The following is a 24,893-nucleotide window of genomic DNA, read 5'->3' as shown; positions in this document are numbered from 1 at the left end:
TAACATAGACTAGGAAGAAACAATTCGATTTCAAATTATGCGCTTCTACAACCAAGCTAAATGAAAAAGTGAGGGATCTAAAATCAAGTGTTCATAAATATTCTGAATAAAAATTAACCTCAAAATCACACACGTTTATTAATAACTTTTTACAATCCACCTTTCACTTACCATTTAGGCTGCACGTTATGAAAATGAACAAGGCGATCGTTGCAATAATTGTTAGCGTATTTTTGCTAACCGGTGCTAGTATCATCACTCTTGATACCCCACCAACCAAGCAACATTTTCAGGCGTCAGCAAACGTGGTTAAAGACACCTACGAGTCACAATTATTTACTCTGTCTGCCTACAAACAAGGTCACTTCGGACTGCGTATGTATAGGCAAACACAAGACCCTAGATACAATGCTGTCGTTTTAGGTGATCTTGCCAACGTAACTTCTAGAGTGAATGAAATTGCAGCTGATGTAACCACGCCTAAAGCCATTCGAGCGTATTCTCTGCAAAGACTTAACGACTATAAAAAAGGCAAAGATGAACGCAGCCAACGTCGCTACGAAGCAACTAAAGAGCAACCTGAATATTTCTATATGGGACTGGACTTGTTGCGCTATTTGGCACGACTGAATGAATACGGTGTAGTTCATAAAGACGATAAAAAACTAAGGTCGATTTTACAGCAATACGATTTTGAAACTGTATTAACTGACCCAGAAATGATTACAGCTTGGGCTGCTCAACTAGCAAATCAAGCCTATTGGCTGAAGCAAATCGGTGAACAAGATCTTGTTGATGAATTTATCGCTGCATTTAGAAAAACTTACCCTGATGGTGAGGACTACCGATTAAGCAATCAGCAATTCGGTAATAAACTTTACGGCATGACGCATATTATCCTCGCAGACTCGGGTTATTACCAACGATTGGTCGACGAAAAAGAGCACCAGTGGATCTTCGACTACTTTAGAAAAAACATCGATGACATCATTTTGCATACTAAAGAAGACGTCGTAGCAGAAGTCGGGTTAAGTTTCTTGCTTGCTGGGTTAGATGAAGATCCTGTTGTAGCGAAAACAAGAGTGGCGATACAAAAAGCCATCGACAAAGATAAAGGCATGATCCCATCAGTTTCCGGCGACTTTGATTTTGCTTATGGGGAACATCGAAATGTCCTTGCTATTATGCTGCTCGATTGGCAACCGCCCAAAGAGGGACCAAGCACAGTCACAGTTCCAAAGCTGTTCTCTGAACTCCCTTACGGCGTAAAGAAGATTTCAAAACCTCAGTAGCACGTCGAATATGGCGATTAACTAGTAGTCTAAATTTCGAGTAAACATTCAACTGATGGAGTGGTTAATCGACCACCATACACCTCACTTATATAACTAATCGTTTTTCAACGATAATGCAGTAGTTTTACGGTACTCAGTCGGGCAATTATTAGTTACAAAGTAGTTCAGGTTAAGGAGTACTGAATGTCACTAGCAAAAGAGCGAGCCAAACTTCGCTTAAAATCCGATATCATTAATTATCAATTTCCACCCGGTCAAAAACTCAGAGTAAACGAATTAGCAGAACTTTATGATGTAGGCCTTTCTCCAATGCGAGAAGCCATAATTGCATTAAGTAGCGAAGGTTTCGTCGAATATAAAACGCATTTGGGAGGTTTTGTTTCAAACCTAACATGGAAAGAGTTCATCGAATCCACTTCCACTGCAAACTTCATCTTGTCACAGCTTTTATCTCAACGAGAATACCCCCTAGCACCTGCACAGCTGAAAAAAGCGAAGACCTTGGTTACTGAGTTATCTCACGCATTATTAGAATCACCATTAACACTCAACCATATCGATAGAATAGAGCAACTTTATCAGCGATTTCTGCTGACTCTCACTGAAGAAAAATCAAAGACTATTTCCCACCAACTGCTTAAGACAATACTTGGTGTACTATCCCGATATCGCCGTCTGTATTACCTGAAAACCAGAAGCTATAAACAGATGATTGATATTGAGTCACTATTCAGTCTACTGAATGGGTCATTCAATCAAGTAAGCTATGAAAATGAAGAGATTATTCAGCGCGCTGTACAAGCTAATACAAAAACGATTCAAGAAGTTTTCTGTTTAGAACAAAGTTACGATCACTAATTTCATCTACGTGCCTATAATTATTTTTAGTGTATGTTGAAAAGCTAATAAGTCTTTATGTCGAAAATGAATTTTGAGTCTTTGATTTTATCTCAGTCCCAAAAACTGCATGCTGGAGAAATCGAGCAATTTGTTGGCACATGGAATGCCTGCGCCTCAGAACTACTTGAGTTTTATGGTTTGGATAGACTAACGGTTTATCCAAACTCTCCAATACTACTCCGAGATCAAAAAACTCTCTCCAGTGCTCGTGAAACTATTCCCCCTCTGCATAAGTTCGATTATCTGTCGGATGATGATAGTCATTTACACTACTTGCGCTTGCTCAAAACGAAATCACTTTATCGAGTATTTGATGAAGTAGAATTAGCGACATCCAGTCAATACGTTTTAAAACGTATTTTTCGTCAAGGCGGACGTTGGCACGCCATTATTCCCCTATGTTTCTTTGCCAAACCGTGGGGAGCAATATCGTTAACCAACTTTGAACGAGGTTATGATGAGTTCACAGAGACTCTAGCTCGACAGATAAAAATGGTCGCCGAAATGTGGTTGTGTTATTGGCAGCATGCTGATTTACGTTTAAGTTTACATGGCAATGCTGGCAGTATTGCTCAAGAGTCCGACAATGAACGACTCATTAAACTGACACTAAAGCAAACGACCATCTTATCGTTACTTGCTCAAGGTAAATCCGCTAAAGAATGTGGAGAATTGCTTCATCTAAGCCCAAGGACCATTGAATCACACAAGTACCGTATGCAGATTGGTCTTGGTTTGGATAGCAAGGCGGAGCTCATTCAATTTGCTTTAAGAAACGGTTTAGGTTCACCTCTTAAAAGTTAAAGAGCCCCTGAAAGGAGCTCTTTGAATAATTGCTAACAACCTCTATTTAAAGATATTTCAAAGAAATACCCTCTTCATTAAATAAGTGAATTTTCTCTGGTTGCGCTTTTAAGTGAATGGTTTCACCTTTGTGGAAATCAAGGATACCTGGTAACTTTGCCACGACCGTTTCATCATGTCCTTCAACATTAATATGTAGGAGAGTCACTTCACCCAAGGATTCGACAAATAACACTTTCCCAGACATAAGTGCATCGGACTCTTCAGCGACTAAAAAGTCTTCCGGTCTGATTCCCAATTGTAACGTACAGCCATTGAGCTCTTGTGCTGCTGCAATTGGTATTTCTACGTTGTGGCCACTCTCTGCAGTAACCAAGGAGTGCTCACCTGCCTTCTCCATACGCGCTTTACTAATGTTCATCGCCGGAGAGCCAATAAACTGAGCAACAAACACATTCGCCGGATTGGTATAAAGCTCAAGTGGCGTGCCTACTTGCTCAATCTTACCTGCTGATAAGACAACGATTCTGTCAGCGAGCGTCATTGCTTCTACTTGATCATGAGTCACGTAAATCATCGTGGTCTCCGTTAACTCTTCCTTCAAGTTGGCAATTTCGATTCGCGTTTGAACACGTAACGCTGCATCTAAATTGGAAAGCGGTTCATCGAATAAGAACACCTTAGGTTGGCGAACAATCGCTCGACCAATCGCCACCCTTTGTCGCTGACCACCGGAGAGCGCCTTAGGCAGACGATCAAGATACGGTTCAAGTTGCAACATACGAGCAGCTTCCATAACGCGCTCATGTATAGCGTCTTTCGGCTCCTTCGCTATGCGCATCGCAAAAGCCATATTGTCGTATACAGTCATATGCGGATAGAGAGCATAAGTCTGGAATACCATGGCAATGCCCCGCATCGCGGCTGGCAACTCATTCACTCGAGCCCCTTCAATACAAAGCTCACCTGAAGTGATGTCCTCAAGGCCCGCAATCATTCGAAGCAGAGTAGACTTACCGCAACCTGAAGGCCCAACGAATACGATGAATTCGCCTTGGTCGATGTCCAGATCGATGCCGTGCAGTACCTGAGTTTCACCGTATGATTTTTTAACGTTTGTTAGAGATAATCCTGTCATTTCTTTCTTCTCATCGTTGAATCAGGAACTGCTTACTTAACAGAACCAGAAAGTAGGCCACGAACTAGATAACGTTGCAGCGTAAAGAACACGCCCAAAGGCACAGCAATCGAAACAAATGCAGACGCTGTCAAAATCTCCCAGTTACCACCACGAGAGCCTAATAGTTCACGTAATCGTGCTGTGAGTACCATGTGCTCTTCACCAGTGCCCAAGAATACTGTTGCAACAAGAAGGTCATTCCATACCCATAAGAACTGGAATATCCCGAATGATGCTAGTGCTGGGAACGACAGTGGCAGAACGATTCTCATGAATATTTCGAAGTCAGTCGCACCGTCCACTTTCGCCGACTCGATAATCTCTCTAGGCAAACTGGAGATGTAGTTTCGCAGCAAATAAATCGCCAATGGCAATCCAAACCCAGTATGCGCTAACCATATTCCCAAATAGGTTTTAGCCCCGACACCAAAGAAAGCCCCAATGTCGTTATAAAGTCTTAAAAGAGGAATCAAAGACATTTGCAGCGGTACAACCAACAAACCAACCACAACTGCAATAAGTAGGTTTCTACCCGGCATTCTCATCCAAGACAACGCATAAGCCGCGTACGCCGCAATAAGAATTGGGATGATTGTTGCGGGAATAGTAACGGTCAAAGAATTAATAAACGAACGACCAATACCTTCTGCCGTAAGTACTTCACGATAGTTGTCTAAACCAAACTTCGGTGGCACCACAGCGGTAAAGAAAATTCGTTTCCCTCGTTTGCCTTTGAACGGTTCGAGTGCTGTCATTTTGTAGTGGCCATCTTCCGTTACCGTTAGCGTTCCACCCTTTCTCATTTCAGCAACATCACCAGGGACGAATTTTGTCGGTTCGCGAGAAGAGAAACCAAAGGCATGGACTTCAGCAGGCTTACCATCGACAAGTAGTTGCCCCTTGAGTACATAAACGTCACCTTCCTGAACTTGGGTGTCAGGCGCCCCGGTACGACCCACAAGGTTCTGTTCGGAAGCGGTTAATGACGTCCACCAGCCTGATAAAGCAAGCTGATCTTTGTCCCTAAACGATGAGATAAAAAGACCTGCTGTAGGTAGAGTCCATAGAATCACAATCAGCAACACCGAAGCGTGAACCAAAATAGTCAGTGGCGAACGTCGTAATTTGCTTAAGCTAAAGCGTGCGTTACTCTCTTCAAGACTTGGCGCTGTTTGGGCTTTTTCAGTCATTATCGCCCCTCCATTTGAGCGCTAGCTTGGCGCATGTTCCATACCATGACAGGAATTACCGCCACCATGATCACGACCGCAATCGCTGCGCCACGGCCAAAGTCACCGCCACCACGGAACATCCAGTCAAACATCATATTTGCCAGAACCTGAGTACTCCACTGGCCGTTCGTCATCGCTAACACGATATCGAAGACCTTCAGAACCAGAATGGTGATTGTGGTCCACACTACTGCAATCGTTCCCCATATCTGTGGAATGAGAATTTTAAAGAATATTTGTACTCCATTGGCTCCATCCAGTACCGCCGCTTCCACCGTTTCTTCTGGAATACCGCGCAGAGCCGCAGACAAAATAACCATTGCAAAGCCGGTTTGAATCCAAATAAGAATGACCATCAAAAAGAAGTTATTCCAAAACGGGATGGTTATCCAAGCCTGTGCAGTACCTCCAAAGAACTCAACCACGGCATTCAAAATACCTATCTGCTCCGACCCCGGCGCACGGTAGTCGTAGACAAACTTCCAAATGATCGATGCACCAATGAATGAAATAGCCATTGGCATAAAGATTAAACTCTTAGCAATATTCCCCCAGCTCACTTTGTCAGTCAGTGCTGCGATAACCAAGCCAAAAAATGTGGAGGCGGCAGGCACAACCAATAACCACAATAGATTGTTAAATAGTGACTCTCTAAACTCAGGATCGTTGAAGAGCCAAATGTAATTTCCTAATCCTACAAATTTGTCAGCATTTCTGTCGTGCATTGACAGATAGAATGACTCAAATACTGGATAGACAAGATAGAGGCCTAAAAACGCCAAGGCAGGCCCAAGGAATAACCAAGGACGAATCGCTGCCGCTCGTCTAAGGTTTTGTGCCATCTTTTGGTTTGAGACATTTCTGGTAGGAAATAGGATAGTGAGAAGCCAGTTGCTGCCTACGAAGTAGACCACACATCCAGCGACGCCTAGTGCCATGATAAATAAAGAGGAATAAAGCTGTTCCATCATTACCTCGCTTTATAGAGAGACTTAACGAATATCAAGATTGCGAAAGCCGATAGACGACCCAATGAAATTACGTCTACCGGCATCGCGTTACTTCGCCAAGTTACTTACTTCCTTGGTTACTTAAGTGCATCCCAAGTTTTTTGGATGTCATCAGCGACCTCTTTCGCAGGTTTGCCGCCACTGTAGTCGACCATACCTGTCCAGAATGCGCCGGCACCGATCTTACCTGGCATCAAGTCTGAACCATCGAAACGGAACGTCGTCGCATCCAACAAGATTTCACCTTGTTTCTTCAGAGTGTCGTTGCCATAAGCATTAACGTTGGCACCTTTATGCGGAGTCAGGAAGCCCGATTGAGCCATCCAGATTTCATGTGCGATTGGTGACTGTAAGAACTCCATAAATGCGCGTGCGGCTTTAGAATCTTTGGTAATACTCCACATAGTACCTGCGCCAAGTACTGGCTTACCTAAGTCTTTTGATTCATACGCTGGGAAGTAGAAGAAATCAACGTCAGCACCTAGCTCTGTACCTTCTGGGAAGAAGCTTGGAATGAATGATGCCTGACGGTGCATGTAACACTTAGCTGGCGATGTAAACAAACCTTTTGGTGAATCACGGAAGTCCGTTGCAGCTACTGCACGTGCACCGCCGTCGACGAACTTATCGTTACGTACAAACCATCCAAACTCTTCAATAGCACCAACAACTTTCTCATCATTGAACTTGAGTTCGTTTGTAGTCCACTTATCGTAATCAGCTGGCGATTGAGTACGAAGCATCATATCTTCCACCCAGTCCGTTGCAGGCCAGCCCGTTGCACCACCAGAACCTAACCCAACACACCATGGTGTTTCGCCATCTTCAACAATCTGTTCAGTCAGTGCTTTTAGCTCTTCCATTGATTGAGGTACTTCATAACCGGCATCTTCGAAGTTTTCAGGCACATACCATACTAGTGACTTCAAATCGACTTTATAGAAGAAACCATACAGATGATCTTTACCGTCTTTACCAGCAAATGTGCCTAGGTCAACCCATGAAGAACCAGCGGCGTAGTTGTCATTGATCCAATCACCCATTTTAGGGTCAAGTGGAGTTAGGAAACCTTTAGAGGCTAAGTCTGCCGCTAAACCAGGCTGCGGGAAAATCGCAATGTTAGGTGCACTACCTGCTTGCACATCAATCGCAATTTGCTGTTCAAATGAGTCAGAGCCTGAATATTTCACATCGGCACCAGTTGCCTCTTCAAAATACGCAATGACACTTTCAACAAGCTCTTTATCTTCTGTTAACCAAGGACCAAAAATGGTGACCGTTTCACCTTTCAGATCCATATTTTTCAGCTCTTCGTAGCTTTGCCAGTTAAAGCGTGCGTCTTCGCCAGGTGCGAATTTTAAATCAGCGGCGAATGCGGAGGATGCAGAAACAGCAAGAGCTACTGCGCTAGCAAGTAGAGAGGTTTTCATCAGTAAGACTCCATGTATTCAGATACTTTGTTTCGTTTTTATAGTCAGTTCTTATGTCCTCGACTTAACTTCTTACTTAATTACTTAATCGGTTAAGCCGTTAATGAATACCATAAAACCTTATTGACAATTCGACCACTTTCTTGCCAAATCTTGTGCCTTTGATCATGTTTTGAAATACCTTGATTACAATTAAGTGACAAGCATCAAACAAATTATAATGGCTATGAAATTTTAATTTCGCATTCCTTCTTAATCGATTTAGACTCAACTGATAAATTTCGCTATTCTAGATCGCAGATAATATAAATATGGACAATGACTGATATGGAACGGAAGAAACCTACATTGAAAACCGTCGCCGCTCACCTAGGTGTATCAACGGCTACCGTATCAAACGCTTTCAACCGTCCAAACCAACTTTCGAAGGCGCTGAGAGAGAACATTCTGCTTGAATGTGAAAAACTCGGTTACACAGGCCCAAGTATCACTGCACGAAGCTTACGCACCGGAAAGACCGGCGTAATCGGAGTTTTGCTCGCAGACAACCTCGCCTATAACTTTACCGACCCAGTAGCTACTCAATTTTTAGCTGGAATATCAAAGACTTTAGACGAGTCTCATGTCAACATGCTGTTGCTGCCATCAAGCAGTGACAACTATCAGAATACGCAGGTTGAAACTATCCCCGATAGTTTCATAGTTTATGGTAAACCTGTGGACTCAAGCATAATCAACCTGATACTACGCCAGCATAAGCCTGTCGTGGCAGTCGATTTCGCCTTGCCTGACATTCCATCCATCAATGTCGACAACCGCAAAGCAAGCTACGACATAGCCATGCATGCCATTCATTCATCCGACGACAATGTGCTTATCTTGGGGCTGCGTCTTGAGCCATCAACATCGTTATCGCTTGCCAACCTCGACAATCTTTATACCAGCGAAGAATCCGTTTCTCGTTGTCGTTTTGAAGGTTACAAAAAAGCTCTCGAGGAAAACGGCATACCGTTGTCATTCGAAAATGTCTGGCAAATTCACGATCTTGACGAAACAACGTTAAAAACCATGTTGCGTGGCACACTAACGGCCCCTAAGCGCGTGGATGTACTGCTTTGTATGAGCGATAAAATCGCTTTGGCCGCTCTGGAAGTGGCTAGAGAAATCAACATCGATATTCGAATTGTTGGCTTTGACGGAATACCCAAAGCTGCAGAGGCCGGCTTAACGACTATTCAGCAGCCTATTGAGAATAAAGGCCGAATCGCTGCAAAGATGGCGCTCGGCCAACTACCCTACGAATCTATCCAACTGGATACGGAGCTTATTATTCGTACCAGCAGTTAGACATTACCTCACTTGCTAAGGAGAATTGATCCATGAGTACGGAACAACTGGAAAAGCGTTGGTGGCATGACGCTGTCGTTTATCAAATCTATCCAAGAAGTTTCAACGACTCTAACGGAGATGGCATTGGTGATATCCCAGGTATTATAGAAAAATTGGATTACATCAAAGCCCTTGGCGCGAACGTCATTTGGCTCAGTCCTGTGTATAAATCTCCGATGGATGACAACGGCTATGATATTTCTGGCTATCGTGAAATTGCACCAGAATTTGGCACCATGTCCGATATGGAAAAGCTGCTATTCGAAGCGGATAAACGCGGTATCAAAATTGTCATGGATCTCGTGGTAAACCACACCTCAGATGAACACCCTTGGTTTATCGAATCCAAAAGCAGTAAGGATAATCCAAAACGCGATTGGTATATTTGGAAAGATCCCAAAGAAGATGGCAGTGAACCCAATAATTGGGAATCTTTCTTCAAGCCTAAAGCGTGGACACTTGATGAAGCGACCGGCCAATACTATCTGCACCTGTTTAGCAATAAACAACCTGACCTAAACTGGGCAAATCCAGAGGTACGTGAAGCAGTCTACGACATGATGCACTTTTGGCTGAAAAAGGGCTTAGGTGGTTTCCGAATGGACGTCATTAATATGATCGGCAAACCGTCAGACTATCCAGATGCAACCATTTTTGACGCTGGAGTCGCTGGTTGGGAGCATTGGTCAAATAACCTACTTGTGCACCAATATCTGCGTGAAATGCACGATAAAGTTCTGAAGCATTACGATGTGCTCACCGTAGGCGAAACTCCCTTCACCACAACACTGGATGGCCGTTACTACTCTCACCCTGATCGCAATGAAATTAGTATGATCTTCCAATTCGAACATGTCAGCATCGACCGCGAAGAACACAATGCAGTGAAAAAAGATTTTAACTTAGTTCAGTACAAAGAAATCATGTCGCGCTGGCAGGAAGACTTATACCAGAAAGGTTGGAATAGTGTGTATTGGAGTAATCACGACCAACCTCGTACTGTATCGCGTTATGGCTCTGACTCTCCTGAATATCGCATCATCAGTGCAAAAATGCTCGGCACGGTTTTACATATGATGAGCGGCACCCCGTATATTTATCAAGGTGAAGAAATCGGCATGACCAATAAGCACTTCAATAACATCGAAGAGTTTAATGACCTCATGGCGAAGTTCCATTACCAGAAAATGATTGAACGTGGCGTTTCCAATGATGATGCCATTGAGTTTTTAAACTACTTCTCTCGTGACCATGCCCGTGTCCCAGTGCAGTGGGATACAAAAGCTCATGCAGGTTTCACTACAGGCACGCCTTGGCTCCCAGTGAATGAAAACTATGTGGAGATCAATGCAGAACACGCGGTTAACGACGAGGATTCCATTTATCATCATTATCGCCAGCTTATCCAACTGCGCCAAGGTGAAGAATATGGGGATGTTGTGGTTTATGGCAATCATACGTTACTCGACCCACAAGACAGTGAAGTCTACGCATATATTCGCTCGAGCGGCGAAAAATCTTTGCTTATCATTGCTAACTTTACTGATAGTACCTTAGAGAGAACCTACCAATACGGTGTGAAACAAGTCGTACTAAATAACTATGATGATGCACCAAGCTCACTACACGAGCTAGTATTGAAGCCTTATCAAGCCATGATCATTGATATTGAATAACTAAGGCAAATTTAGCAAAAGCAGCGATTAACAACATCGCTGCTTTTTTGTTGGGGTACAACAGTTATCGTGTTGTATCAATATGGCTACAGTGCACCAAGCCTGGCTCTAACGACACGCTCACATCGACTCACTTCAGAAGCCTGTTTCGGGATCACTAGAATCGTATCATTGCCACCAATAGTCGCCAAAATATCAGCGTGCGGGTCAATATCAATCAAGCGAGCAATAAGCTGGGCACTTCCAGGGTGAGTTTTCACGACAACGAGAGACTGATTGTTAGTGATCAGCTCGATCTGTGACGAAATAGAAGAGTCAACACGAACAGGGCTGTTCTCCGACGTTAGACAATACGCCTTTTTACCGCAGGCATTTTGAACTTTGACTACTCCCAGGTTGGTCAATAGACGAGAGACCGTCGATTGACTAATCCCATCATAACCAAGGTCTACCAGTGCTTCGCGGAGCTTATTCTGTGTAGTAAAGCTCTGCTGCTGAAGAAGCTTCTTACATACATCTGTCAGTTTTTGATCGACATCGAGCATGTCGTTACAAGTTGGAGTTTCATACATGTTATCACCTGTAAAATATTGAAACTCATCCATGAGTGGGTTCGTGATCTTGTATTTGTTTCGCTGGTATAACGTAACAATTAATCGTTCTGAAAAATCCCGATCCAATCGCATTGTTACAGCAACTTATTGCTACTTTAGTTAAGATGAGAGGACATTCCTGTTCCTCTCATGCAATATGCTAGCCCTTTAGCTACCTAAGGTCGCGACCATTACCGCTTTAATCGTGTGCATACGGTTTTCCGCTTCATCAAAGACAATAGAATGCTCGGATTCAATCACTTCGTCGGTCACTTCGCAGCCATCAGCTAACATTGGATATTCTGCTGATAAAGACTTACCCACCGTCGTATCTTCGCCATGAAAAGCAGGCAAGCAGTGCATGAATTTCACGTTTGGATTGCCTGTCGCTTTGAGCATTTCCATATTGACCTGATAAGGCAGCATCAACTTGATACGTTCAGCCCAGGCTTCTTTTGCTTCACCCATAGAAACCCAAACGTCTGTATATAGGAAGTCACATCCTTGAACACCTTCACGTACGTCTTCCGTGAGTATAATTTTCGCTCCGGTGTGTTTAGCAATGGATTGACATTCCGCAACAAGTGCTTCTTCAGGCCAGAACTGTTTTGGCGCAACTAAATGGATTTCCATACCCATTTTTGCCGCGCCTACCATTAACGAATTGCCCATGTTATTACGAGCATCCCCTAAGTAGGCAAAGCGAATATCTTGCAATGGACGACCTGGAGCATGCTCCATCATGGTCATAAAGTCTGCAAGAATTTGAGTTGGGTGGAATTCGTCTGTTAAGCCGTTCCAAACCGGTACACCTGCATAAGCACCAAGCTCTTCAACGATAGATTGACCATAGCCGCGATACTCAATCCCGTCGTACATACGCCCAAGTACCCGAGCGGTATCTTTCATTGATTCTTTATGGCCGATCTGCGATCCCGTAGGCCCAAGATAAGAAACTTGTGCTCCTTGATCGAATGCCGCCACCTCAAAAGCGCAACGAGTGCGGGTCGATGTTTTTTCAAAGATGAGCGCGATATTTTTGCCTATTAAACGAGGTTGTTCGTATCCGTTGTACTTGGCTTTTTTTAGCTCAATGGACAGCTCAAGCAAGTGCTGAATCTCACGAGGAGTAAAATCTAGAAGTTTAAGGAAGTTGCGATTGCGAAGATTGAAAGCCATATTGTGTTCCTTTTCTATCTATGCGTGTCAGTCACGACATCACTCTGCTACTGACACGCTCGTGCTTTAATTTAAATACGTATTCGACGACAAAATTAGTGTTTTGAAATCGTGGTACCTGCGGTCCCTTCAAGAATGCGAAGACCATCTTGTAGCGCGCCGATCCCCACCATTTGCCCACCTTGATTAATAAACTCACACGAGGCATCAATTTTAGGCCCCATTGAACCTTCATCGAACTGGTAACGTGACAGTTCTGATGGTGTCGTGGCTCTCAACGCATGTTGAGTTGGTTTACCCCAATCTAGGTAAACGGCGTCGGCATCAGTTAATATCAGTAATCGGTCTGCGTGAAGTTGTTTGGCAAGGAAAGCTGCCGACATGTCTTTATCAATCACCGCCTCAACTCCAACCAGCTTGCCATCTTTATGCGTGACCGGAATACCCCCCCCACCAGTGCAAATAACAAGGTGCCCCTCATCAATAAGGGAGGTGATAGCTTCGTGCTCAACAATGCCAGTTGGTAATGGACTTGGGACCACACGGCGGAAATAATCACCATCAGGTTTCACAGTCCAATTATATTTCTCAGCCAGTTCACATGCCTCCTGCTTGTCATAGACAGGGCCAATAAACTTGGTAGGATCTTTGAATGCCGGATCGGCTGGATCCACAGTCATTTGGGTCAACATGCAGGTGATATTCTTACTGGGCATTTGATTCTTGAACTCTTGCATCAACATGTAGCCAATCATGCCCTGTGTCTCGCTACCCAATACATCAAGTGGGTAAGGACTCACTTTCTTATATTCCAGTCCTTGCAATGCCAATAGCCCGACTTGAGGGCCATTTCCGTGCACCAAAACGACGTTATATTGCAGGACAATTTCCGATATGGTTTTAACCGCGATTTCAATATTGTGGCGTTGTACTTCTGCTTCGAGTGGCTCTCCGCGCTTTAGTAAGGCATTACCACCCAAAGCAACAACGATAGTTTGTTTCTTCATAATCTTTTATCCAATACAGGTAATGAAAAGCGAAGTGACTAAATACCATCACGTTCAATTGGGCAGCTCATACAACGCGCACCACCGCGGCCGCGGCCAAGCTCATCACCAGGGATTGGTAGTACGGTAATGCCGGCTTTATCGTACTTCTCGTTGGTATAGGTATTGCGTTCGTAACCAATAACAACACCGGGTTTGACCGTCAGGACGTTATTTGCATCATTCCATTGTTCACGTTCAGCTTCGAAGTTGTCGCCTCCAGTAGTGATAAGATTTAACTTGTCGACCTGTAACGCTTTTTCGATCGTCGTAATGTACGAACTCTGCTGCGTAGCCGTTACTCGACCGGATTCATCACCAGTAAGACTCCAACATTTCACGTCATCAGGAATAACATTAGGGTAGATGGAGAACGTATCCTCACGCATGTGTGTCATAACCGTATCTAGGTGCATGCATGAGCGATCTTTCGGTAGTTCTAAAGCAATAACCTGCTTAGCTTGGTTATTCTTAAATAAGCTCGATGCTAAATGCTCTACACCCTGTGGCGTGGTACGCTCAGACATGCCGATCAACACAGAGCCTTTGCCTATGACCAGTACATCTCCACCTTCGATAGTCGAGTGATCATACGATTGCTGCTCATCACCAAAGTATTTAATGAAGTCTTGTCCAGCAAAGGTCGGATGCCAGCGATATATTGCACGTAAATGATTTGTTTCCCTTTGACGAGCGACCTTCGCCATCGGGTTGATAGAGACACCACCATAAACCCAGCATGATGTATCACGAGTAAATAAGTGATTTGGCAACGGGTCGATAATGAAATCGTTAGCTTTATATAAAGATTGCAACATTGACGAAGACTCAAGCGGCATTTCACCAAATGACAAGCCCCCAGTAAGTACTTTAGCTAATTCGATGTTTGGCATATCACTCAAATAACATCTCACATCGTTGGCAAAGGTATTGCCATAACGAAAATCTGAAACCTGAATATTTAGCAGCCAATCTTTTGCTTCTGAAATAGCGAGAGTTTCAGCAAGTAAATTTGTTAGAAGTAAAACCTCAACACCTTGTGATTCTAGTGTTTTGGCAAAAACATCATGCTCTTCGCCAGCCTTCTCTACCGCTAGTACATCGTCAAACAACAGTTGATGGCAGTTAGAAGGCGTTAAGTGAGTGAGAGCACGTCGTGGACGATGTATTAAGACACGGCGTAACTGACCAACTTCAGAACCAACATATAGTTTATTCATAATCATGTCTCTCTAATATTATAAGAACCAAAATCGTTCTTTATGGAATATATTAATAGCTTCGTTGTGGTGTAATTAATATGTACCAATCATTCAAAATAATATTGGACACCGATCACACAAATATATATGTAAACAAAGGCGTCATAAAAGTGGCTGTTAACAATATTTATTCCTTGATAAATATAATTACCGAGAATTAATCTCGCATATTAAATGAAATAGTATGCATGGATTATTCGTGAAGCAGTCATAGTTACGTTCTTTTAAGAAACTTGATTCGCATTATTAATTCTAATGGATGTGATTACTTGGAAGAAATATGCATTGGCTTTTGTTAGTTACCTATTCCTAGCTCACCTCCTCTGTATCCATTAACAATTTTTAGTCTATTTTCGTGATAAATATCACATTCAAGAGACCGTCGGACATAAGCGATAGAACGCTGCTCATATTCAAACAAAAAGGAGAAAAATTGGTATTTCGTCACAAGGGCATAGAAGTGACGACTATCTTTCGCAGCTAACTCAGAAACTGCAACAAAAAAAGCCCACTGCTAATAGCAATGGGCCAGTATAAAGACTAGGCAAACGAACATTTAACCGACAAGCGTACCAATACTAAGCATTACCACGCAGAATACGGTCAGAATAGCCATTAGTGGAGCCACCCATTTCAGCCATCTCACGTAAGGAACCCGAGCTATGGCAAGACCTCCCATCACAACAGCAGAGGTTGGAGTTATCAAATTCACCAGCCCTGAAGCGGATTGATACGCTGTAATAACCAACTCTCGACCAACACCGGCAAAATCACCTAGAGGAGCCATTATCGGCATCGTCAACACAGCCAGTCCAGAAGTCGAAGGCACCAAGAAAGACAATAATATTTCTAGGAAAAACATAACATTAACAAACACGATCGAAGAAAGACCAGTGACAATATGTTCCGCAGAATTCAATATGGTATCAGTGATCATCCCTCGGTCCATCACAACAACGATGCCTCGAGCAATACCAATAATCAAAGCTACTCCGAGTAAGTCTCTCGCTCCTTCAATAAAGCTATTGATGAAAGATTCTTCACTCATTCTAGCGACAAGCCCAACCAAGATAGACGAGGCTAGGAACATCGCAGAGATCTCTGCCATCCACCAGCCAGCAACCGAAACACCGTATATCATTACAGCAAATGAACCACCAAAGATCGCTAAAATCACTTTTCTCGTTGTAGTGAAATCGAGTTTTTCCTCTCCTTTATTACCGAGGAAATGAGCCTTGTTCTCCTCGTGTTTATCATAAACAATGGATTTAGACGGGTCAGCCTTGACCATTCGAGCATATCTCATGACATAAGCAACACAGATGATCCACCCAAGCACTAACATGGCTAGACGCAATAAAATACCATCGGTAAAAGGAATACCTGATGCATTCGCAGCAATCACCGTAGCAAATGGATTAATTGTGGAACCCAGAACTCCAATCCCAGCTCCCAATAAGATGGTAGCGGCCGCTACAAGTGGGTCAAATCGAGCTGCCATCATTACTGGGACGAGAAGTGTGTAGAATGGTAGAGATTCTTCTGCCATCCCATAGACAGTGCCACCCGCGGCAAACAAGGCCATAAGGATGGGAATCATCAACTCTTCTCTACCCTCTAACTTGTGAGTTACACGCTCAATTCCAGCATCTATCGCTCCGGTCTTAGTCACTAATCCCAAGAAGCCACCAATGACTAATACAAATAACGAGACATCGATTGCACCTGCTTCATAACTATTGTGATCATAGAAGCCATCAATAGGAGCCATTAAGACGTCGATTGGAGTTTGTGGATTACTTTCTACGCTAGAATAAGTTCCAGCCACTGGAACTTCTCTGCCCAGATCTTCATTCATCACTCTCTCATATTGACCCGCAGGAATAATCCAGGTCATGACTGCAACGATAGCAATCAACACAAATAAAATGGTATAGGCTGAGGGAAACTTGAAATTTGCAAAAAAGCCTCCCGACTTTTTCGGCTCGTGAACGACGTGGGTAGTCATAGTATTCTCCTTAGTAGAAGGGCTATCCTGCTACTTTAGCTGTATGTTTTACATTCAATCACCACATTGAAGCCATAAGAATTACTAATCATAATTTCAAAGAAAATATACGCCTTTATTTACTGTTATTCTGGTGCCTTGTTCACACTTATTCTTGCAATAGTTAAATGGCCGCTGAAATAGAATTATTTGTCTGGATTAATAATTAGATATTTTTGAAGAATATTCGCAAACAAAACAATCTCAAATGATAACTACTTTTGAATTTGGATATTTATTCAGATATATAATTATAAATATCTAATGAAATGAATTTTCTATTTTTTGAAGAATGTCACTCAAAATGCTATTAGCTAACGAAGTCACGAGACAAAATGCCGCAGCACTAAAGAACTAACACTATCGTATCGTTCTATAATGCTACGTTATTTCGATTCGAACTTATCGGTCTCAATAAAGTTCAGTACCAATGAGGTTACATAAGGATCACGACGTAGCCTATCGTGTTTGATATCTACTTCAATAAAGTCTCGCATACCATCAAGTTTTGTCGATTCCACCGAGACTAGCCCATCGTTGCTCTTGCTAAACATGCCACTGAAAACCGGGTAGCTTTGCGTACCTGCTATGACACCGAAATCGTAGTTTGGAATTGGCAAACTGTTTGGGAATGAATTAGGACTGGTTGTTAGCGATTCAGCGGTACCACCCACTAGAGATAGCATCCAAGTGTCCGAAAAGAAATCAGCAACATCACTACCATGGTTGGGAGTACCAACAAACACCACTTTTCCCATCTCCGATGAGTCGACAAAATCAGGGTGCTGTGCCAAGTACGAGCGGATCACCAACCCACCTAATGAATGCCCAACAAAGTGAATTTTCGACTGATTAGTGACAAGGTTTTTTGAGTGATTAAATTCGTCAATACATCGAGAGAGCTCCTTCGCACTCTCGGCAAGCGTATTTTCAATAGGCTGGCGAAGTGTTGGATAATCCACGACACAGACTTGATAGCCTTGTTTGGCAATATCTTTTGACATATTCTGCATCGACCAAGCGCTTCTCGCTAAGCCGTGCACTACAACAACTTGATCTAAGTGGTGTGCATTTAGTTCACTATCGACGGTTTCTATCTCCGGCTTACTGCAACCCACTAGAGCAAGAGCGGTCAATATTGCCATACTGACTTTCCACTTCATTCTACGCCTCCTAACCTCGATACCCACCCCAAGAATATCAAAGTGGTTTAACCACTTCTACACCATCTCTGTAAGACTTTCATTCCAAATCTAAGTAAATTTACAAAAAATCAAAAACCACTTTACCGCCGAGTTTTTAATCGGTTATTCAATGTGCTGGAGTGTGAAAGATGACAATTTAAAACTTATGCGCTCATTACTAACCGATCGCAAAGAAATCTTATTATATTCACTGTTTTTATGTGTCCATCACTAACAAAATTACTGCCGTATTAACCCTTGGTATCACGTATATATTGGCTAAAGAACTTATTCGTGAATTTTGAGCCTTAGTCGCTATTTTTCTATCTAATGCGTAGAAATAGCCTTTCTTTCCCAACATACATTCACCGAATCAATATAAAACCTGTTTGATATGCATTCCAAACTTTCTAAGGTGTTGAAGAGTGCACTCATTTAATTCCAATTTGCTCCGCCTATTACATGTTGCGACCAGAGCTCGTAACAGGCGTAAATAACTAAGGAATATATTATGAGAACAAGATTAAGTTACCCTACAATGATTCTCCCCGCATTGATGTTGGGGATGCTGCTGAGTACCTCACTGACCTTCGCCAATGTCGATTCTGATGGCGACGGAGTTCCCGACCTTGAAGATATTTATCCCTGGGACGACACCAAGTCTGCCTTACCTATTCACCGATTACCTTCCATTGTGGAAGCGGAAGATTACGACCTTGGTGGACAAGGCATCGCCTACTTCGACAAAGAACCAGAGAACCGAGGGGGAAAGCAATACCGTAACGATGGTGTGGACTTCTCTACTCACAGTGATGGACAGGTACACGTTGGCCGGTTTGCGCGCGACGAATGGATCAACTACACCGTACAAATCGAAGAGGATGCCTACTACGAATTTTCTGCTTGGTTAGGTTCTTCTGCCGACAAAACCAAACATGTAGAACTGCGTAAGGGCACAGAGGTGTTGTTCCGGATTCCATTCCTTTCCTCCACCCAGATTACTCGCGAATTTGAGCAAACCTCACCTCAAACCATTTGGTTAACTAAAGGGGAACATACGTTTACGCTCGCAGCAGTAGAAGGTTCAATCCGTATTGATCGCTTGCAGTTTGACTTATCGCCCCTTTCCAAAGACTCTGATAACGACGGTGTCGTTGATGCCGAAGATGCCTTTCCCTATGACCCTAACGAGTCTCTCGATACGGACAGCGATGGCATTGGAAATAACAAAGACATTGATGATGATGGAGATGGTGTTGCCGATATAGACGATGATTATCCACTTGACCCAGAAAGGTGGAAAAATGAGGTCACCATTATCTCCCCAGATAGCTGCAATGGTTTAGAGAACCAAGCACTACTATGCAATGTGTTAGCAAACGACCTAGACCCTGAAGGTGATGAACTAACCATCGTCATTGCATCTGAACCAAACTATGGAACAGTTACCGTTGTCGAAGGACAAATACTATATCAGCCAAATGCTGACTTTGTCGGCTTAGATGGCTTCTTCTACCATGTAGAAGACGGATTTAACCGATCGCAACCAGCTTGGGTCGACATTCAAATCGACCGAACCACGACAATCGAAAATCCAGCCACCATATACACTGCTGGTTGGGAAAACGGTCTAGCAGATTCCGGCTTACCTGGGGAACTAACCCCCTCTTTTTCTAGTAGTTACGACTCACTCACCAAAATACCCGCCAGCTATCACTATTACGAGGTAGCTCAAGTAGACTGGGCTCGCACAGGTAATCATGTGATGAAGTTTTACGGCGAGCCACCAGCTTATCGAAGCGAAACAGCCTTTATGGATGGCCGCTATCAGTACGCACCGGGAGATGACTTCTATTTTAGTGCCAGTATTCGCCCCGATGCATCTTGGCAGACCATCACTAAGTACTCCATTATCTTGGCACAGTGGAAGTCATTCAGTTCTGGTCCTCACGCCGCAGTGCGTCTAAGCAATGATGGGCTTTTCAGACTCAGCTTCCACGCACCTAACTATCCGGTGATCGATTTAGGCGTTGCACCACAAGACCAATGGACTGATATTCGTATCTACTTTAAAAAGTCTTTGGCCGACGATGGACGAGTAAAAGTCTGGGTCAATGGTGAGCTGAAGCTCGACCGGAAAGGTAAAAACATGCTGATTAGCAATAATGGCTACACCAAGATCGGAATGTATACAGAAATTCGCAGTCCTAGGACAATCTATTTCGACAACGTTTCTGTCTCTAAAGCCATTAATAGAGAGTTGGATGCTTGGGGACGCTCCCCCGTGGATGGTATCTATAATGACAGTGACGATGACGGTAAAAGTAATGGCTTAGACCCGTATCCATTTGACACAGAACGTTAGCCTTCGTCACTCTTGCAGCGACGGTGTGAAAACCGTCGCTAAGCTAACCCAAGGTACGGTTATCTACTCAAGAATCTAGCCACATACCAACAGTCGGCTTCAATCTGATAGCCTTGCTCTCTAGCCCACGCAAGACCCTGATCGACTAACTGTTTTGCAGCGCCCTTTCCACGCAGTGATTCTGGTACAAAGGTGTGAGTAAAATTAACCGTATTACCCGAAAGCTTGTAATCCAATACCGAGTCTTGCCCGTTCGAAGAGAGTACAAATCTCTGTCTATCTTGTTGATGTTCAATCATGATATTTCGTGCCCTAATTGCGCTAGATATTGTTTCATAAACGCCACTCTACTGATTGCTTCCTGTTTACCCGCTTCGGTTTTCATTGTGTCTGCAATGGAAAATAGCTTGATGTAAAAATGGTCAATGGTGAACTTGGCATCGTCAGCAGAACGCTCAATGCAAAAAGGGTCATCAGTACTATACAAAGTTCGACCTAGACTGGTCGCAACCTGAATACAACGTGTAACACCTATAGCACCCAATGCATCTAATCTGTCGGCATCTTGTACTACTTTAGCTTCAATAGAATCGGTTGCGATATTAGCGGAAAAACTGTGCGCGACAATCGCATGGTGGATGGCATCAATATGCAGCTCTGGGTAACCTATTGATCTCAAAAACTGACACGCCTTGTGTGCCGCGATAGTTGAACTGCTCGCACGTTCTGGATGATCTTTAGGATAAGTAAAGCAATCATGCAAATAGGCCGCTGGAATAACCACATCCAAATCAGCGTTTTCTGTCACTGATAAGCGTTTAGCACAATTAACGACCCGTAATACATGGTTAAGATCATGCGCCGCATCAGTGATCATTTCCGCTCGAATAAAGTCCAGAAACTGAGGAACCCATTTCTCATTAAACACTGATAGTACCTTTGATAAGCGTAATCGCTTGACCACTAAGCTCAATACGGTCTTGTTTCAACATCATACCAACGTAGCCTCCGCGCTCAGAATCTTGGAAGCCAATTAATGAACACTTATTGAGTTTATCGGCCCAATAAGGAGCCAATGCACAATAGGCAGATCCAGTAACAGGATCCTCATTGACTCCAACCCAAGGAGCAAAATAGCGAACGATGAAATCCACATCACTACGCTCAGATTTAGCCGTTACCGCCAATGCTCGACCTTCACATTGGTTAAGAGCGTGAAAATTTGGAGTTAGATGATGCAGGCGTTCTTCACTTTTCATCACCAATAAGTCTTTACCACCTTCGAATTCACCCCAGAACTCGATATCCTCTTCTTTCAGACCCAGAGCCTCCAATTTCGCAAGCGACATGTTAGCCTCATTGGCAGGATAAAGTGGAAAATCTAAGGAAATACGTTCACCAACTTTCTGCGCATGAAGCTCCCCAGAAAGCGTATGAAAACTGCACTTTCCATCTTTTTCTAGCAGCCCTATCTCATCTAGCACATTAACAGTAGCCAGTGTTCCATGACCACAAAGCGCTACTTCCACTTGTGGTGTAAACCAACGCAATCTGTTATCGGATAGTGATAGAAAAGCGGTTTCTGAGATCGCCATTTCCTTGGCAATAGACAGCATTAATGAGGCGGGTAACGGTTCTTGAGTAATACACACACCAGCAGGATTCCCCTTAAAGGGCTCGCTGGTAAATGCATTTACTTGATAGATATCTAACTGCATGACAACTCCTTATGGACCGTTACTACTTTAAAGGATAGATAAAATAATCGCGAGCGGAGTTTAAATTGTTATGGGTGATGATCTCGCCTGTTATCAATTCGTAGATAACAAAAAGAGTCAAAAAGTAGCTAATATGCACCGAAAAGCCCACCTACCGAGTAAGATCTGCATTGGTTGTGATAAGCCTTTCACTTGGCGCAAAAAGTGGCAACACTGTTGGGAACAAGTTCGATATTGCTCAAAGCGATGCTCAAGTAAAGCGCGCGGAGCTAAGAAATCGTCTGAATGTTAACAACGTCACCACGTAATATCACTGCCATCGTAAGCAATGAAGCGGCCGTTGTCTTCTGGACTAAGATTTTTCAAAACGTGGAACAGTAAATTTGCGCTTTTATCTGGCGCGAATAGCTGTTTTTCTGGCACATTGGCTTGAAAAGGCAGAGAAAGTGCTGTGTCCGTGGTCCCTGGATGTAAAGCTATCGTGCAAGAACGTTTCATTAAACGCCCCCATTCAATGCTTATGTTCTTCACCGCCATATTCAACGCGGCTTTTGAGCAGCGATAGCTGTACCAGCCACCTAACTCATTATCGTCAATACTTCCCACTCTTGCAGAGATGGTAACAAAGCGGGGAGCATCCGAGCGTCTGAGAAAAGGTAAAACGTGCTTTGCTAACAGCAAAGTAGGCAGGGTATTAACTTGAATACTGGTCATAAGGTTGTTAGAGGTAACTGCCTTTAAAGTCTTTTCAGGAGTGAGCTCATTTATCGACAAGACACCAACACAATTGATGACCCAATCTAGATGGTCAACCTCAGCATCGAGTGACGTCGTTAACGAGCTATAATCATCTTCTTCGGTGACATCTAAAGCATACCAGCACAATCGCGCATGCTGCACTCTAGGCTGAGCACGGCGATAAGTAGCAAAGACATTGGCATTGGTATGAGTCAGAATCTGCTGGCATAACGCACTCCCTATCCCTCCGGAAGCACCAACGATCAAAACATTCAATGGCTGCATCTCTACCTCACAGGCGCTCTATTCGAGCTAAGTTTGCTTCGGCCGTTGTAAGATGTTCATCTTGAACATCGGGCGCCAACCGGTCCCAAGTTCGATAAATCATCGCCGTACGAGGATTCTTACTCAACCACTCACGATGCTTATGCATAAACCGCCAATAGAAGCCGTTAAAAGGACAGGCTTGTTGGCCTGAACGCTCTTTGACGTTATAAAAACACCCACTACAATAATCACTCATTTTGTTGATATAACCACCACTGGAACCATAAGGTTTGGTCGCAATAAGTCCTCCATCTGCGTATAAAGCCATACCTCGTGTATTGGGCATTTCTACCCACTCAATCGCATCAACATAAATACCAAGATACCATTGCTCTACTTGGTCTGGATCCAACTCTGTGAGCAACGCGAAATTACCAGTCACCATTAAACGCTGAATATGATGAGCGTAAGCGAAATCAAGAGACTGAGTGATGGCTCGCTTCATACAACTCATCTTTGTCTCGCCGTTCCAAAAATATTGAGGTAACGCCCTAGAGGCTTTTAGCGCATTGGTCGTCAAGTAGTCTGGCATATTGCTCCAATACATGCCTCGAATATACTCACGCCAACCGAGTATCTGTCGGACAAAGCCTTCAATCTGCGCAAGTGTGATCTGTCCTTCAGAGTGAGCATATTGCTCAATGGCTGCATATAGCACTTCTAGAGGGGATAGCATCTTACAGTTGAGCGAGAAAGAAAGGCGGCTATGGTACAGGCTCCACTGACTCTCATGCTGTTCCGTCATGGCATCTTGAAAACGGCCAAAATTAGGCAAACAGACTTGGCAAAAGTGTGCCAGTAGAGTGAGAGATTGAGAGCGATTGATAGGCCAAATGAGTTGTTCTTCAATTCGTCCTATCGAGTTTAGGTTGTGACGCTCTATCCGAGACACCGTCTCCTTCGTCGGTGATGCAAACAATAACGGTGTGGGTAGCGCTTCTATGTCAGATTTTTTCAGTTTGTTGCGGTTATTGGCATCATAACTCCACTTACCACCAAGCGGTTTAGTTTCACTTTCCATCAACACGCCATGTTTCTTGCGCATTTTGCGGTAAAAGTGGTCCATGACTAATGCTTTACCTCTCACGAAATAGGTTTCTAATTCTGAAAAAGGCAGTAAAAAGTGTTCAGACTCCACCAAAGTGGCTGAAAATTGTGGGTGAGAAAAGTGAGACAGTTGGTCAAGTAGACGATATTCATCTGGCCTTTGATATTCAAATCTAACGATGTTGTATTGCTCACCAACTGAGGCAATCAGCTCCGATAAAGAGTCAAAAGCACAAGTGTCATCTAGAGTGAGATAGTGAACGTGATGCCCTTGCTGCATTAGGCTTTGCGCAAAGCTTTCCATTGATAGGAAGAACGCCACTTGCTTTTGAATGTGATGCGTCACGTATTCAGATTCTTGCTTTAGTTCGGCGATTAGATAGAGCACATCATTGTCCTGTTCAGAGAACCACGAATGTTGGCTATCCAACTGGTCACCTAAGACGAGCCTCAGCGTTTTGTATCCCATTT

General features: G+C 43.5%; 22 protein-coding genes. 7 read left to right on the top strand and 15 right to left on the bottom strand.

What is annotated here, in order from left to right:
* The first annotated feature begins 188 nt into the window (after positions 1-188).
* The 3 genes from MMA19_RS11510 (at position 189) to MMA19_RS11500 (ending at position 2,999) form a co-directional block, all read left to right on the top strand.
* Entirely contained in the window at positions 189-1,292 is a 1,104-nt protein-coding gene (locus MMA19_RS11510; RefSeq protein WP_198559227.1) for a DUF3541 domain-containing protein, read from the top strand.
* Positions 1,293-1,478: 186 nt separating this feature from the next.
* On the top strand, positions 1,479-2,153 hold the full coding sequence (locus MMA19_RS11505) for a GntR family transcriptional regulator (RefSeq protein ID WP_006070309.1): 675 nt from the start codon (positions 1,479-1,481) through the stop codon (positions 2,151-2,153).
* A 57-nt stretch (positions 2,154-2,210) separates the two neighbouring features.
* Positions 2,211-2,999 carry a LuxR C-terminal-related transcriptional regulator gene (locus MMA19_RS11500; protein WP_240206263.1) on the top strand — a complete coding sequence of 263 codons (789 nt, stop codon included), beginning with the start codon at positions 2,211-2,213 and terminating at the stop codon, positions 2,997-2,999.
* A gap of 46 nt (positions 3,000-3,045) precedes the next feature.
* Here MMA19_RS11500 and ugpC read toward each other — a convergent pair whose 3' ends face one another.
* The 4 genes from ugpC to MMA19_RS11480 form a co-directional block, all read right to left on the bottom strand.
* Positions 3,046-4,137: a sn-glycerol-3-phosphate ABC transporter ATP-binding protein UgpC gene (ugpC, locus tag MMA19_RS11495; protein ID WP_006070307.1), complete on the bottom strand. Its 1,092-nt coding sequence runs from the start codon at positions 4,135-4,137 to the stop codon at positions 3,046-3,048.
* A 32-nt stretch (positions 4,138-4,169) separates the two neighbouring features.
* A complete protein-coding gene (locus MMA19_RS11490; protein WP_240206262.1) occupies positions 4,170-5,369 on the bottom strand; it encodes a carbohydrate ABC transporter permease in 1,200 nt (399 codons plus the stop codon).
* Complete coding sequence (locus tag MMA19_RS11485) at positions 5,369-6,382, bottom strand: sugar ABC transporter permease (protein WP_235225472.1); 1,014 nt, start codon at positions 6,380-6,382, stop codon at positions 5,369-5,371. Before MMA19_RS11485 ends, MMA19_RS11490 begins: the two co-directional genes overlap by 1 nt.
* 116 nt (positions 6,383-6,498) lie before the next feature.
* Positions 6,499-7,851 (bottom strand): ABC transporter substrate-binding protein, encoded by a 1,353-nt coding sequence (locus tag MMA19_RS11480; RefSeq protein WP_006070304.1) that lies wholly within the window; start codon positions 7,849-7,851, stop codon positions 6,499-6,501.
* A gap of 327 nt (positions 7,852-8,178) precedes the next feature.
* Between MMA19_RS11480 and MMA19_RS11475 the strand changes: the two genes are divergently transcribed.
* On the top strand, positions 8,179-9,198 hold the full coding sequence (locus tag MMA19_RS11475) for a LacI family DNA-binding transcriptional regulator (protein WP_006070303.1): 1,020 nt from the start codon (positions 8,179-8,181) through the stop codon (positions 9,196-9,198).
* A gap of 32 nt (positions 9,199-9,230) precedes the next feature.
* Positions 9,231-10,916: an alpha-glucosidase gene (locus MMA19_RS11470; protein WP_240206261.1), complete on the top strand. Its 1,686-nt coding sequence runs from the start codon at positions 9,231-9,233 to the stop codon at positions 10,914-10,916.
* 86 nt (positions 10,917-11,002) lie between these two features.
* On the opposite strand, the gene MMA19_RS11465 is transcribed toward MMA19_RS11470, so the two are convergent.
* The 6 genes from MMA19_RS11465 to MMA19_RS11440 form a co-directional block, all read right to left on the bottom strand.
* Complete coding sequence (locus MMA19_RS11465) at positions 11,003-11,488, bottom strand: arginine repressor (RefSeq protein WP_050798595.1); 486 nt, start codon at positions 11,486-11,488, stop codon at positions 11,003-11,005.
* A gap of 189 nt (positions 11,489-11,677) precedes the next feature.
* Positions 11,678-12,688 carry an ornithine carbamoyltransferase gene (gene argF, locus MMA19_RS11460; protein ID WP_240206260.1) on the bottom strand — a complete coding sequence of 337 codons (1,011 nt, stop codon included), beginning with the start codon at positions 12,686-12,688 and terminating at the stop codon, positions 11,678-11,680.
* 95 nt (positions 12,689-12,783) lie between these two features.
* Positions 12,784-13,695: a carbamate kinase gene (gene arcC / locus MMA19_RS11455; protein WP_240206259.1), complete on the bottom strand. Its 912-nt coding sequence runs from the start codon at positions 13,693-13,695 to the stop codon at positions 12,784-12,786.
* A gap of 38 nt (positions 13,696-13,733) precedes the next feature.
* Complete coding sequence (gene arcA, locus MMA19_RS11450) at positions 13,734-14,954, bottom strand: arginine deiminase (protein ID WP_038227808.1); 1,221 nt, start codon at positions 14,952-14,954, stop codon at positions 13,734-13,736.
* Between the two features lie 598 nt (positions 14,955-15,552).
* Complete coding sequence (locus MMA19_RS11445; protein WP_171389933.1) at positions 15,553-17,004, bottom strand: YfcC family protein; 1,452 nt, start codon at positions 17,002-17,004, stop codon at positions 15,553-15,555.
* A 425-nt stretch (positions 17,005-17,429) separates the two neighbouring features.
* On the bottom strand, positions 17,430-18,206 hold the full coding sequence (locus tag MMA19_RS11440) for an alpha/beta fold hydrolase (RefSeq protein ID WP_006070296.1): 777 nt from the start codon (positions 18,204-18,206) through the stop codon (positions 17,430-17,432).
* Between the two features lie 532 nt (positions 18,207-18,738).
* On the opposite strand from MMA19_RS11440, the gene MMA19_RS11435 reads away from it, so the two are divergent.
* The gene (locus MMA19_RS11435) at positions 18,739-20,592 is read left to right on the top strand and encodes a heparin lyase I family protein (protein ID WP_240206258.1); all 1,854 of its coding nucleotides are present in this window, start codon (positions 18,739-18,741) and stop codon (positions 20,590-20,592) included.
* Between the two features lie 59 nt (positions 20,593-20,651).
* On the opposite strand, the gene MMA19_RS11430 is transcribed toward MMA19_RS11435, so the two are convergent.
* Genes MMA19_RS11430 through MMA19_RS11420 form a run of 3 tightly spaced genes read right to left on the bottom strand, consistent with a single transcriptional unit; the run spans position 20,652 to position 22,310 of the window.
* Positions 20,652-20,891, bottom strand: coding sequence for a GNAT family N-acetyltransferase (locus MMA19_RS11430; protein WP_006070294.1), 240 nt, complete (start codon positions 20,889-20,891; stop codon positions 20,652-20,654).
* Positions 20,888-21,469, bottom strand: a complete 582-nt coding sequence (locus MMA19_RS11425) for an HD domain-containing protein (protein WP_240206432.1) — start codon at positions 21,467-21,469, stop codon at positions 20,888-20,890. Before MMA19_RS11425 ends, MMA19_RS11430 begins: the two co-directional genes overlap by 4 nt.
* Before the next feature lie 43 nt (positions 21,470-21,512).
* On the bottom strand, positions 21,513-22,310 hold the full coding sequence (locus tag MMA19_RS11420; protein ID WP_240206257.1) for a PhzF family phenazine biosynthesis protein: 798 nt from the start codon (positions 22,308-22,310) through the stop codon (positions 21,513-21,515).
* A 133-nt stretch (positions 22,311-22,443) separates the two neighbouring features.
* On the opposite strand from MMA19_RS11420, the gene MMA19_RS11415 reads away from it, so the two are divergent.
* A complete protein-coding gene (locus MMA19_RS11415) occupies positions 22,444-22,602 on the top strand; it encodes a DUF2256 domain-containing protein (protein ID WP_081875819.1) in 159 nt (52 codons plus the stop codon).
* 5 nt (positions 22,603-22,607) lie between these two features.
* On the opposite strand, the gene MMA19_RS11410 is transcribed toward MMA19_RS11415, so the two are convergent.
* Complete coding sequence (locus tag MMA19_RS11410; protein ID WP_240206256.1) at positions 22,608-23,333, bottom strand: SDR family NAD(P)-dependent oxidoreductase; 726 nt, start codon at positions 23,331-23,333, stop codon at positions 22,608-22,610.
* 7 nt (positions 23,334-23,340) lie between these two features.
* Complete coding sequence (locus MMA19_RS11405; RefSeq protein WP_240206255.1) at positions 23,341-24,891, bottom strand: cryptochrome/photolyase family protein; 1,551 nt, start codon at positions 24,889-24,891, stop codon at positions 23,341-23,343.
* Between the last annotated feature and the right edge of the window lie 2 nt (positions 24,892-24,893).

This window comes from Vibrio sp. CyArs1 (assembly GCF_022432925.1).
GTDB classification, from domain to species: Bacteria; Pseudomonadota; Gammaproteobacteria; order Enterobacterales; family Vibrionaceae; genus Vibrio; species Vibrio mediterranei.
Note: the sequence above shows the minus strand (reverse complement) of the source record. Positions and strands in the feature narration are given on the sequence as shown.